12 protein-coding genes are annotated in these 12377 nt (G+C 70.1%); 3 read left to right on the top strand and 9 right to left on the bottom strand.

The features are described 5' to 3' along the window. Positions 1-35: 35 nt before the first annotated feature. Positions 36-1145, top strand: coding sequence for a hypothetical protein (locus HHX37_RS37750; RefSeq protein ID WP_182886030.1), 1110 nt, complete (start codon positions 36-38; stop codon positions 1143-1145). Between the two features lie 483 nt (positions 1146-1628). Here HHX37_RS37750 and HHX37_RS17000 read toward each other — a convergent pair whose 3' ends face one another. Further along, positions 1629-2546: a carbohydrate kinase family protein gene (locus HHX37_RS17000; protein ID WP_310740407.1), complete on the bottom strand. Its 918-nt coding sequence runs from the start codon at positions 2544-2546 to the stop codon at positions 1629-1631. Further along, complete coding sequence (locus HHX37_RS37755) at positions 2543-2965, bottom strand: hypothetical protein (RefSeq protein ID WP_310738042.1); 423 nt, start codon at positions 2963-2965, stop codon at positions 2543-2545. Before HHX37_RS37755 ends, HHX37_RS17000 begins: the two co-directional genes overlap by 4 nt. A 149-nt stretch (positions 2966-3114) precedes the next feature. Here HHX37_RS37755 and HHX37_RS17005 point away from each other — a divergent pair, with 149 nt between their 5' ends. Further along, positions 3115-3528 carry a MerR family transcriptional regulator gene (locus tag HHX37_RS17005; protein WP_182886032.1) on the top strand — a complete coding sequence of 138 codons (414 nt, stop codon included), beginning with the start codon at positions 3115-3117 and terminating at the stop codon, positions 3526-3528. A gap of 96 nt (positions 3529-3624) precedes the next feature. Here the strand turns inward: HHX37_RS17005 and HHX37_RS17010 are convergent, their stop codons facing one another. The 6 genes from HHX37_RS17010 to HHX37_RS17035 all read right to left on the bottom strand — a co-directional run bounded on the left by HHX37_RS17010 (position 3625) and on the right by HHX37_RS17035 (position 10057). Continuing rightward, a complete protein-coding gene (locus HHX37_RS17010; RefSeq protein ID WP_114034115.1) occupies positions 3625-3831 on the bottom strand; it encodes a cold-shock protein in 207 nt (68 codons plus the stop codon). A gap of 293 nt (positions 3832-4124) precedes the next feature. Continuing rightward, complete coding sequence (locus tag HHX37_RS17015; protein WP_182880537.1) at positions 4125-5147, bottom strand: LacI family DNA-binding transcriptional regulator; 1023 nt, start codon at positions 5145-5147, stop codon at positions 4125-4127. 10 nt (positions 5148-5157) lie between these two features. Next, positions 5158-6786 carry a glycoside hydrolase family 13 protein gene (locus tag HHX37_RS17020; protein WP_182886033.1) on the bottom strand — a complete coding sequence of 543 codons (1629 nt, stop codon included), beginning with the start codon at positions 6784-6786 and terminating at the stop codon, positions 5158-5160. A 26-nt stretch (positions 6787-6812) separates the two neighbouring features. Beyond that, entirely contained in the window at positions 6813-7787 is a 975-nt protein-coding gene (locus tag HHX37_RS17025) for a sugar ABC transporter permease (RefSeq protein WP_310740408.1), read from the bottom strand. Continuing rightward, the gene (locus HHX37_RS17030) at positions 7784-8746 is read right to left on the bottom strand and encodes a carbohydrate ABC transporter permease (protein WP_182875231.1); all 963 of its coding nucleotides are present in this window, start codon (positions 8744-8746) and stop codon (positions 7784-7786) included. Before HHX37_RS17030 ends, HHX37_RS17025 begins: the two co-directional genes overlap by 4 nt. A gap of 3 nt (positions 8747-8749) precedes the next feature. Next, positions 8750-10057 (bottom strand): extracellular solute-binding protein, encoded by a 1308-nt coding sequence (locus tag HHX37_RS17035; protein WP_182880539.1) that lies wholly within the window; start codon positions 10055-10057, stop codon positions 8750-8752. A 313-nt stretch (positions 10058-10370) separates the two neighbouring features. Here HHX37_RS17035 and HHX37_RS17040 point away from each other — a divergent pair, with 313 nt between their 5' ends. Further along, the gene (locus HHX37_RS17040) at positions 10371-11645 is read left to right on the top strand and encodes an ABC transporter ATP-binding protein (RefSeq protein WP_182886034.1); all 1275 of its coding nucleotides are present in this window, start codon (positions 10371-10373) and stop codon (positions 11643-11645) included. Positions 11646-11678: 33 nt separating this feature from the next. Here the strand turns inward: HHX37_RS17040 and HHX37_RS17045 are convergent, their stop codons facing one another. Next, the gene (locus HHX37_RS17045) at positions 11679-12296 is read right to left on the bottom strand and encodes an amino acid-binding protein (RefSeq protein WP_182880541.1); all 618 of its coding nucleotides are present in this window, start codon (positions 12294-12296) and stop codon (positions 11679-11681) included. Positions 12297-12377 lie beyond the last annotated feature (81 nt).

Here is a 12377-nt window from a genome sequence, read left to right on the forward strand (position 1 = left end):
CCTCCCTGTGATCCTTCATCCCCAAGGAGCGCGCTGTGACGACAGCCGACGAGACCTACGACGCCTCACAAACCTCCGGCGCCACGCTCAAGCCGGGCGGCATCTATCTGATCAAGCAGGCCGACGGGAACAACGTGCGGGTGTACCGGCCCGAGCTGCCCAAGTGCCTACTCGACCTGGCCGCCAAGCCCGAGGCCGCCAACTTCTTCCACCTGATGCCGATCAACAGCGCACGCACCACCTACTGGATCGTCAACGCCAACCGGGGCGAGCTGGTGATGCCTGAGAACCTCAGCAGCGCCGCGGACACGAACCTTGTGATCGAAACCTCCGGCCAGCAGCGAGCCTGGGCGGCCAACAGTCTCACCCACTGGGGCATCGTCGGCAATGGCGCCGACTACGAGATCACCAACGCCAGCACCAGCCTGTACGTCCGCCGCAAGAAGGCAGGCGACCCGCCGCTGCTCGTCGGGGACGACGATGAAACCCTGGCCCGGTTCACCCTTCAAAGGGTCAATCACCTGCCCAAGGTCGAGAACTTGGCGCACATCGACACCGACCCGTCCCGGATCGGTGACGTGGACCGGCTCAAGGGCTTCCAGCAGCCCAAGATGCGTACCGACGAGGTGCTCATCGGCCAGGCCGCCATCCCCTACCTGGCGATCAACGAGCCCGGCAAGGACACCACCTGGCAGGCCAGGCACAGCCCGTACTACATCGTGCGGCGCTACGGCTACTGGCAGCAGGTGCTCTACTACGAGCACGCCGGCAACAGCAACTACACCAAGACCGAAGAGGCCTATATCGGGCTGACCACTCGCAACGAGCAGGTGGTCGAGGAGACCACCAATATCCGCGTCGGCCTCGACCTCTCGTTCTCCTACAAGGGATTCTCCGCCGCGGTCAGCTCCTCCTACGAGCACGAGCTGAAGGTCACCACCACCTCCCAAGAAATCAAGGAGCAGTGGAAGAAGGTAACCGTCAGCCGGGACTTCAAAAATGACGGGAAGCGCGTCGCCCTGTGCGTCTGGTACCGCGGAGATCACTACACCGTCCACCGGATCGATTCGGCCGAAACCTTGATCGCCGACTGGCGCACCCTCATCGAGACTGGCCATATCGACGACGGATGGCCAAAGAACTGACCCATCCCGGCCTCGATGTCGACACGCCGTTCTCGCCTGCGGCAAGGTCGTCATCAAGACCTGCGACGGCTCGGCTGCCCAGGACCGGTCCCGTCGACTGGAGGAGACCAGGTCCAGCCACGTCACCGGCTGGGCCGGGTCTTGTCGCGGCGGCCGCCGCCGAGCTCGGCGCAATGAAAGCCTCGGCACAGCCGGTGCGGGAGTCCACGGTGAGGGCACCCACCTCGCCAGCGACGACAGCTTCGGGCTTGACCAACGCCGGGAGATGTCGGCGACGGGCCGGCCGGTCAGTAGTAGCACCGCGGAACCGAGCAGCATCGCCGCGCCGGCCTGCCGGCGCACCGCCGGGTCCGCGGCCGCGCGGGCCGGCGCGGCCGCCGCCGGATAACGGCGGCGGCGAGGCATCGCCCGCAGCCGTGGCGGGGGTGACCCGGAGCGGCGACGCGTCTCCTATATGTACGTAGTAGTGCGTCCTTAGCACCCTCAGGCGCTGAGCAGCGCGTCAAGGCCGATCGGGTCCTCGTGGGTGCCCGGCACCGTGCACGCGTGCGCACCCGCCACGGCGCCCAGTCGTACGCACTCATCCAGGGGCCGGCCGTCTAGGCGGCCGTATAGAAAGCCCGAGACGAACGCGTCGCCGGCGCCGTTGGTGTCGGCCACCGGCGCGGGGAGCGGCAGGGCCGGGAAGTGCCGCAGGCCGCTCGCGGACAGCACGTGGCAGCCCGCCGCGCCGTCGGTGCAGACGACCAGCGACGCGCGGCCCCGCTCCGCGATCGACCGGATGACCGTCTCGCGCCGGTCGCCGAGCCTGGCGGCGGACAGGAAGACGATGTCGGAGGAGAGGGCGAAGTCGCGGTGGTGCTCGGCCTCCCCGTCCCAGTCGTGCAGGTCGGTCGAGGTCGTCGTGCCTGCGGGGACGTCGGCGTACACGTGCCGGGAGAAGTCCGTGATGGACAGGTGGACGTGCCGCGCCGCGCGGAGCGCGGGCAGGTAGAGGTCCTGGGGCAGCCGCTCCCCAAGCACCGCCCGGGGGTCGAACAGCGAGGTGCGCCGCCCGTCGGGGCCGACGAGCAGCACGCTGCGCCGGGTGCCCGCCGCCGTGACCGCATGGCGGAAGTCCACGCCCCGGGCGGCGAGGTGGGCGCGGATCAGCGCGCCCTGCGGGTCGTCGCCGATCAGGTCGACGAGCGTCACCCGCAGGCCGAGCGCGCGGCAGCCGAGCGCCACCCCGGCGCCGGTGTTCCCGATCCGGTCCACGACGGGCGGCACGGTGTAGGTGTCGGCGTACGGCAGGGGCAGCTCGGGCACGTAGACGGTGGTGTCGACGCCGGCGCCGCCGACGACGAGGACGTCGGGCGGGCGATCGGCGACGACGCGGTCGTCGGCATCATCACGGGTCACGTCGGCTCCGGACGGTCGCGGCGCGGAATCAAGGCGGTACGACGCTGCCAGATCACCGAGGCCGACGAAAGACTGCCGCGCCCGGCGCCGAAAATCTGTGTTCGCCGCAGTAGACATTTGAGCCCGCCGGGGCTAGTGTTTCTCGCATCGTAAGGAACGGTTGGACCGGGCAGCGGAAGTATCTGCATCACGACGAACTGCCCGGAGCACGACGAAGTCGACGGCAGAAGGCCGGGTGTGACGGGCCGGTGCAGTGGTTGAGAGCCCTGATCGTCGGCGCGCTGCCGCAGGTGAAGCCGGACGATGGTCCGGGAAGAAGAGATGAAGGGAGTGCTGACGCCATCAGGATCGCCCGTTGCCGGCTGAGTCTCGCCGCTCGGGTACCGCAGTTCCACAGGAAGCAGGTGGTCTACGGTCACGCATCCGCGATCCCCGCAACGCCGCCGCTCAGTACGGCGGACGCGGAAAACAGTTGGCCGGCCGGATATGGCCGGTAGATGGTGTTGAACTCTTCGGGGCCCCGGCACGACAGGTGCCGGGGCCCCCTGACGCGTGATGAAAGGAACGTATGGTTCCACCTCATTCGGCTGCCGAGGGTGCCACACACGCTCACGGCGGCATTGCGGACTCGGCCGGGTCCGAGGCCGGACCCGGGGCCGAAGACCGGTTCGAGGATCGGTTCGACGATGAGGACTACCCCGCCTACAGCATGGGGGCGGCCGCGGAGATGCTCGGTGTCAGCCCCGCGTTCCTGCGGGCTCTGGGCGCCGCGAAACTGATCGAGCCGAAACGCTCCAGCGGCGGCCATCGCCGCTACTCCCGCTACCAGCTGCGGCTGGCCGCGCGCGCCCGGGAACTCGTCGATCAGGGCACTCCCGTGGAAGCCGCCTGCCGGATCATCAGCTTGGAAGACCAGCTCGCCGAAGCGCTGCGCGTCAACGACGCGCGCGGCCGCCCAGCCGGAGAAGCCGCGCGGCCGTGATCGGCGTTCCGCGCCGCGGACTCACGTGCGGCGGCCGGAGACGAGTGAGGGCTCGCACCCGTGAAGGTGCGAGCCCCGATACGTGACGCTGTTTCGTCAGGCGGCGACGATGTTCTCGGCCTGAGGGCCCTTCTGGCCCTGGGTGACATCAAAGGCCACCTTCTGGCCCTCGCGCAGCTCGCGGTAGCCGCCCTGAGAGACGATGTTGGAGTAGTGCGCGAAGACGTCGGCGCCGCCGCCGTCCTGCTCGATGAAGCCGAAGCCCTTTTCCGCGTTGAACCACTTGACGGTACCGGTAGCCATGTCGATCTCCTCTTGACAGGTGTGGCCGGAATCCGCGTCGTCACGAATTCCGCGTTGCCGCGATAGGCCCACACCCGGAGTAGACCGGGCAAACAAAAATGCACCTGAGGCTACATACCGTCAGGTGCACACAAGTTCATCATGGGTACCACAACTGCAACTACGTCTAACTTAGCACACGTGCGGCGCGATACGCATACCGCGCCGCCGCCCGCCCGGACAGATCGCGTTCCGCGCCGCGCCCCGCACCCCCTCGCCTTCGGAAAGACGCCCCGGGGGGCGGGAGCACGGCGTCAGCGGTTGACGAGGGGGCCGGAGCTGGTGGAGCCGCGGACGACGAGCTCCGGCTGGTAGACGAGCTCGACGTGCTTGGCCGGGGTGCCGCCGATCTCCTCCAGGAGCGTCTGCACCGCGGCCGCGGCCATGGCGCCGATCGGCTTGCGCACGGTCGTCAGCGGCGGGTCGGTGAACGCCATCAGCGGCGAGTCGTCGAACCCGACGACCGACACGTCCCCCGGCACCGACAGCCCGCGCTCGCGGGCGGCGCGGATCGCGCCGAGGGCCATCAGGTCGCTGGCGCAGAAGATGCCGGTGCAGCCCCGCTCGATCAGCGCGCCCGCCGCGGCCTGCCCGCCCTCGACCGAGAACAGCGAGTGCTGCACGAGGTTCTCGACGTCGCTCAGGCCGAGCAGCTGGGCCATCGCCTGGCGGAAGCCCTCGATCTTGCGGATCACCGGGACGAAGCGCCGCTGCCCCAGCGCGAGCCCGATCCGCTCGTGGCCGAGGTCCACCAGGTGCTGTACGGCGAGCCGGGCGGCGAGCCGGTCGTCCGGCGAGATGAACGGCGCCGGGATGGCGTCGCTGTACCCGTCGACCAGCACGATCGGCAGCCCGCGGTCGGTGAGCCGGGTGTAGCGGTCCATCCGGGCGGTCGTGTCGGCGTGCAGGCCGGAGACGAAGACGATGCCGGAGACGCCCCGGTCGAGGAGCATCTCGGTGAACTCGTCCTCGGGCGCGCCGCCGGGCTCCTGCGTGCACAGGATCGGCGTGTAGCCGTGCTGGATCAGCGACTTCTCCATCGCCTGGGCGAAGGCCGGGAAGATCGGGTTGCCGAGCTCGGGGATCACCAGGCCGACCAGGCCGTTGCTGCGCTGGCGCAGCCGCTGGGGCCGCTCGTAGCCCATGAGGTCGAGGGCGGTGAGCACGGCCTGGCGGGTGGCCGGGGCGACCCCCGCCTTGCCGTTGAGCACGCGGCTCACCGTCGCCTCGCTGACTCCGGCTTGAGCAGCGATGTCAGCGAGACGCGTGTTGTGCATGGCCACCACTTTAGACATCGTCCCTGGTCCACCAGGTGGCGGAGTCGGGGGCCAGCCGGACCACGCCGCCGGAGGACTCCGGCCCGCTGCTGGCCAGCAGCGGCTCTCCGTACTCCGCGGCGCGGTCGGGCGGGATCTCCACCCATCCGGACGTCATGTTCAGGACGCAGGCGAACGTGTCGCCGCGCCGGAACGCGAGGGTGCCGGGCGGGCTGTCGAGCCAGGTCAGCGTGCCGTCGCCCAGCTCCGGGCGCTCCCGCCTGAGGGCGAGGGCGGCCCGGTAGAGGCTGAGCATCGACGCGCCATCCCTGACCTGGGCCTCCACCGACAGGTCGCGCCAGCCGGCCGGCACCGGCAGCCAGCTCTCCGTGATGCCCGGAGGGCTGAACCCGTACGGCGGCTCGGCCGCGTCGGTCCACGGCAGCGGGACCCGGCAGCCGTCCCGGCCGCTGTCGGGGTCGCGCAGCCGCTGGGGGTCCTGGAGGTACCGCTCCGGCAGGTCGAGCACCTCGGGCAGTCCCAGTTCCTCCCCCTGGTAGACGTAGGCGGAGCCGGGCAGCGCGAGCATGAGCAGCGCCGCCGCGCGCGCCCTGCGCAGGCCCCGCTCGCCGCCGCCGTACCGGGTGACGTGCCGCTTGACGTCGTGGTTGGACAGCACCCAGGTCGGCGGCGCGCCCACCAGCGCCGACGTGCGCACCGACTCGTCGATGACCTCGCGGAAGCGCACGGCGTCCCACGGCGCCTTGAGGAAGTGGAAGTTGAACGCCTGGTGCAGTTCGTCCGGGCGGACGTAGTTGGCCAGCCGCTCGGGCGAGGGCGCCCACGCCTCCGCGACGCCGATCCGCTCTCCTTCATAGGAGTCGAGGATGCGGCGCCAGGCCCGGTGGATCTCGTGGACGCCGTCCTGGTCGAAGAACGGCACGACCTGGGCGCCGATCATCTCGGCCTGCCCGGCGGCGCCCACGTCGGGCAGGCCGGGGGCCTTGACCATCCCGTGCGCCACGTCGATCCGGAAGCCGTCCACCCCGAGGTCGAGCCAGAAGCGCAGCACGTCGGCGAACTCCTCGTGCACCTCCGGGTGCTCCCAGTTGAGGTCGGGCTGTTCGGGGGCGAACAAGTGGAGGTACCACTGCCCGTCCCCGACCCGGGTCCAGGCGGGCCCGCCGAAGATCGACTCCCAGTCGTTGGGCGGCAGTTCGCCGGCGACGCCCTTGCCCTCGCGGAAGATGTAGCGGGCCCGCTCGGGGCTGCCGGGCGCGGCCCGCAGCGCCGCCTCGAACCAGGGGTGCCGGTCGGAGGTGTGGTTGGGCACCACGTCCACGATGATCCGCAGGCCGAGCCCGTGGGCGTCCTCGATCAGCGCCCGCGCGTCGGCGAGCGAGCCGAAGATCGGGTCGACGTCCCGGTAGTCGGCCACGTCGTAGCCGAAGTCGGCCATCGGCGAGGGATAGAACGGCGTCAGCCAGATCGCGTCCACGCCGAGATCGGACAGATAGCCCAGGCGGCTGCGTACGCCGAGCAGGTCGCCGACGCCGTCGCCGTTGCCGTCCGCGAAGCTGCGGACGTACACCTGGTAGATCACCGCGTCGCGCCACCACCGGGTGGTGACCACCGGCGGCGGGACGGCGAGTTCTGTCATGGGGGTCCCCCGATTCTCATGTTGGGTCACGCCTTCGTCGCGCCGGCCGTCAGGCCGGTGACGAGGTGACGCTGGACGAGCAGGAAGACGGCGGCCGCCGGGATCGCGATCAGCACCGACGCGGCCGTGAGCAGGCCCCACTCCGCCTTGTGCTGGCCGACGAACTGGCTCAGCCCGACCGCGAGCGTGTACTTGTCGTCGCCCGTCATGAACGCGGTCGCGTACGCGACCTCCGCCCACGCGGTGAGGAACGAGTAGAACGCGGCCACCGCCAGGCCGGGCTTGGCCAGCGGCAGGATCAGCCGCCAGAACGTGCCGAAGGGGGTCAGGCCGTCCACCCGGCCCGCTTCGTCGATCGACACGGGGACCGTGTCGAAGTAGCCCTTCATCATCCACGCGCAGAACGGCACGGTGGAGGTGAGGTACGCGACGACCAGCGACGGGAACTGGTTGATCAGCCCGAGCCCGGCCATCAGGTTGTAGATCGGCACGATGAGGATCGCCACCGGGAACATCTGCGTGATGAGCAGCATCCACATCACCGACCGGAACCCGGGGAAGCGGAACCGGCTGACGGCGTAGCCGGTGGTGGCCGACAGCAGCACGCCGAGCGCGGCCGTGACGAGCGACACGATCACGGAGTTGGCGGCCCAGGTCAGGAACCTGGTCTCCCCCAGGACCTGGGCGTAGTTGGCGAGGGTGGGGTGGTCGACCGGCGCGACCGAGGCCGTCTCGATGACGCTCCTCGGCTTGAGCGAGGTCAGCACCAGCCACGCGACCGGGAACACCGACACGATGCTCGCCGCGATCAGCGTGAGGTGCAGGGCGGCCGACCGGACCGGGGTGCGCCGGTCGCGGCTCCACGCCCCGGCGGGAGCGGGAGCCGGCGCGGGAGCCGGGGCGAGTGCCGGGGCGGCGGAAGCGGAGCCGGGCACAGGGCTCGGGCCCGGGCCCGGCGCAGAGCTCGGCTCAGGGGCGGGTGCGGGGGCGGCAGGGCTCACCACGCCTCCCCCTGCCGCCGCAGCGCGCGCTTGTAAACGGTGGCCAGGACGACGAGCAGCGCGAGGATCACCAGGCCCCAGGCGGCGGAGCCGGAGTAGTTCCTGATGCCCTCGAACGCCTGGCGGTAGGCGTACGTCACGAGGATCTCCGTGGATCCGCCCGGTCCTCCGCGGGTCAGCAGGAAGATGACCGGGAACTGGTTGAACGTCCAGATCGTGCCGAGCAGCACGACCGTGCTCGACACCGGGCGCAGGCCCGGCAGCGTGATGTGCCGGAACCGCTGCCACGGGCTGGCTCCGTCGACCTCGGCCGCCTCGTACAGTTCGCGCGGGATGGCCTGAAGACCACCGAGCAGCGCGAGCATCATGAAGGGCACGCCGAGCCAGACGTTGCAGGCGATCACCGAGACCTTCGCCCAGAACGGGTCGTCGAGCCAGGCGATCCCGGCGAACCCGGCGGCCCGCAGCATGGCGTTGACCACCCCGAACTCGCCGTTCAGCAGGTAGCGCCAGATGAACGCGGACACGAAGGCCGGCACCGCCCAGGGCAGCACGAGCAGCATCCGGTAGAGCGACCGCAGCCGCAGCGGGCGGTTGAGCAGCAGCGCGAGACCGAGGCCGATGCCCACGTGCAGGGCGACGCACACGACCGTCCACACGATCGTCCAGGCGAGCCGGCCGAGGAACTCGGGCGAGGTGAGGATGGCGGCGTAGTTCTTCAGGCCCACGAACTCGTACGTGGACGGGATGACGTTCATCCCGATCGTGCGGCCCATGTTGGCCTCGGTCGCGTCGGTCAGCGACAGGTAGACGCCACGGGCGAGGGGATAGCCGACCAGCACCAGCGTCACGATGACGACCGGAGCCGTCATCGCCCAGGCGTACCAGTGACGCGACAGGAGGCGCCGCGCCCCGTTGCGGGGCGCGGCCCTTCTCGTCGCGACGACGTCAGCCGTCATCGCCTACAGGCTCCAGCCCTTGAGGATGCCCTGGTATGCGGTGGCGACGTCCTTGAGCATGGGCTCGGTGGTCGTCTGGCCGCCCGCGAGCTTCTGGTAGCCCTCGACCAGCGGCTGGAACAGCGAGGCGGCCTCGGGGATCCAGGGGCGCTCGACGGCCGACTCCATCGGCTTCTGCCACTGGGCGATCTTCGGGTTGGCCGTCGCCTCGGAGGCGCTGTAGGCGGGCTGGCGGGTCGGCAGCAGGCCGAGCTTGCCGGCGATCTTCGCCTGGCTCTCCGCGCTGTCCATGAACTGGACGAACAGGTAGGACGCGTCGAGGTTCTTCGAACCCGCGTAGACGGTGTAGTCGTGGCCGCCGAGCGGCGCGCCCGCCTTCGCCGAGCCGGCCGGGACCGGAGCGACGCCGAAGTTGTCCGGGTCGTCCTTGAACACCTTGCCACCGAGGTTGTCGGCGTTCGACCACGGGCCGTTGAAGATCATCGCGACCTTGCCGTCCTTGAACGCGGTCTCCGCGTTCGTGTAGCTGTCCTGCAGCGCGGGCTTGACGGCGGCGCCGGACGTGATCAGGTCCTCGACGATCTTCACTCCCGCCACGCTCTGCGGGGACGAGATCGTGATCTTCTTGTTCGGTACGTCGACGAAGTTGCCGCCCTCGCCGTAGATGAACGGGAGGAGGAAGTAGGCGTCCACGTTCAGGGCGAGCCCGCCCGCTCCGGTCTTCGACTTGACGTCGAGCGCCGCCTTCTTGAGGTCGGCCATCGTGGCCGGAGGCTCGTCGTAGCCCGCCTTCTTCAGCAGTTCCTTGTTGTACAGCAGGCCGAGGGTGTCGGTCACCTGCGGCACGCCGTACGTCTTGCCGTTGTACTTGCCGCTCGCGGCCGGGACCGGCAGGAACTCCTCGGGCTTGTCGACGGCCGCGGTGCCGTCGAGCGGCGCGAGGTAGCCGAGGGAGGCGAACTCCGCGACCCAGCCGACGTCGGTCCGCAGGACGTCGGGGGCGCCCGACCCCGACTGCGCGGCGGTCTTGAACTTGTCCCGCGCGTCCGCGAACGGCACGTTGACGTACTCGACCTTGATCTTCGGGTACTTGGCCTCGAAGTCCTTGATGAGCTCCTGGAAGACCGGACCCTCGGTCGTGGCGTCCGAGGTGTCCCACCAGGTGACCGTGCCGGACACCTCGGCGGGAGCGGCGCTCCCGGCGGGCGCCGATCCGGCGCCGCCCGAGTCGCCGCCCGAGTCGCCGCCACAGGCCGTGACCGCCAAAGCCAGCGCCGCGGCGACCACCGCGGACGTGAGGGCTCGCCTCATCTGTGTCGCACTCCTTGGTCGGGGGATTTGACCGGAAGGTAACAGGGGGCCACCGGCGATGAAAGGCCTTACAGAAAGTTTCAGCAATTTCGTTACCTTTGACCCCTCCCGGGGTGCGTCAGGGAGGTCACGGCATAACCCTGACACGCGGCTTTAGCAAGGGGAAAGTTTGGAGTAACGGCAAGTTGCAGGCAGATGCCGGATCTTTCACGACACGTATGGACATGAGTGCCCGCGACGCGATGTACTACCTCATCATTTACATCGGCGGCTGGGGATCCGGGCTCTCCTGCCCGGGAGGAACGAGCTTGCAATGAGCACCGTCGTCCTCGACAACGTGACGAAGATCTACCCGGGGGGGTACCTCGCGGTCGACCGCATGAACCTGCGTGCGGACGAGGGCGAGCTTCTTGTCCTGCTCGGCCCGTCGGGCTGCGGCAAGTCCACGCTGCTGCGCATGATCGCGGGACTGGAGGAGATCACCTCCGGCGACCTGTGGCTGGGCGGGCAGCTCGCGAACCACCTCGCCCCCCGGGACCGGGACGTGGCGATGGTGTTCCAGAACGGCGCCCTCTATCCGCACCGGACGGTGCGCGGCAACCTGTCGTTCCCGTTGGAGATCGCCAAAGCCGACCCCGCCGCGGCCAAACAGCGGGTCGTCGAGCTGTCGCGGGCGCTGCACATCGACGAGACGCTGGACCGGCGTCCGGGCACGCTCTCCGGCGGACAGCGCCAGCGCGTCGCCATGGGCCGCGCGATCGTGCGCCAGCCCTCCCTCTTCCTCATGGACGAGCCGCTGTCCAACCTCGACGCCGGCATGCGCACCGAGTTGCGCATGGAGATCTCGTCACTGGTGCGAGCGCTCGGGGTCACCACCATCTACGTGACGCACGACCAGGTCGAGGCGCTGACCCTGGCCGACCGTATCGCGATCATGAACAGGGGCGTGCTGCAGGACCTCGGCACCCCTGCCCAGGTCTACAACGACCCGGCGACCGCCTTCACCGCCGCGTTCCTCAACTCCCAGCAGCTCAACCTGCTGGCGGCGACCGTGCGCACCCCGCAGAACAAGTTCATCATGCTCGACTTCGGCCCCCATCAGATCACCATGCCATGGACCGATCCACGCGCGTACGCGGTCTCGCAGCACACCGGCATGCAGATCATCGTGGGCATCCGGCCGGACGGGCTCGTCCCGGTGCCGGAGAAGACCGAGGGCCCGACCTTCTTCGGCCGGGTCAGGACGCTGGAGTACCACGGCCACGAGTGGCTGGCCTACCTGGAGGCCGGGATCCCCGCCGTCACCGCGCCGGAGCCGCCGGACCGCCGCCAGATGAACGGCACCAACGGCGGCGGCAGGGCGCGGTCGATGATGCGCCGCCTGCTGAACGGATCGCCGGCGCCGGAGGAGGAGGAACCGCCGCCGATCTCGACGTCGTCGGGCACGCACCGGCGCGCCGACCTGATCGTCCGGCTGGGCAACCGGCCGGTGTGGCGCGCGGGCGAGCATGGCCGGGTCGCCGTCGACGTCTCCCGCCTCATGCTCTTCACCATGGACGGCAACCGCATCGACCCGCCCCGCCGCTGACACCGCCCGCCGTCCCGGCCTGCGGGCCGGGGCTCACACCGTACGGCTGACGCCGCCGGCCAGCACCGAGACGATCCCCACCAGCCGGACGATCTTGTCGACCTCCGCCCGGTGGAAGGCCGGGCCCTGGGATCTGGCCACCACCAGGTGGACGGTGCCCATCGGCACGCTGACCAGGTGCAGGTCGCCCTCCTCGAACGCCGTGGCGCGCAGCGGGGTCAACTCGGCCGCCGGCACCGACTCGGGCGCCTGCCAGCTTCCGTGGACGACCGCGCCGCCGGTCGAGTCGACGGTCACCGCCCACTCCGCGCTGACCAGGTCGGCCACCGCGTCCACGAGGGTGACGTACGCGCGGTCGGGGTCGCCGGCGACGTGGCCGAGGAGGTCGTAGTCGAGACTCGCGCCGGGCACCTCCCGGGTCGGCCACACGCCCTCCACCCGCGTGCCGGGCACCACTCCGATGCGGTCGCGCAGCTCGGCGGGCTCGAACACCCCCGACCAGGAGACGGTGAAGTCGTCCACGGCCCGGCCCGCCTCCCGTTCCAGCACGGTGACCTGCAGGATGTCGGCGCCCATCACCCCGAACGCCCGCGCCACCTGGCCGAGCACCCCCGGCCGGTCGGGGAGCGAGACCCTCAGCCGCAGCAACATCCCCACCACCTCCTCCTCCATCCGCGCCGGGCGACGCGACACCAACAGTGTCGGACACAGGTTTCACGCCTGTTACGGCGG

Source organism: Microbispora sp. H10885, assembly GCF_014161415.1.
In the GTDB taxonomy this organism is placed as follows: Bacteria; Actinomycetota; Actinomycetes; order Streptosporangiales; family Streptosporangiaceae; genus Microbispora; species Microbispora triticiradicis.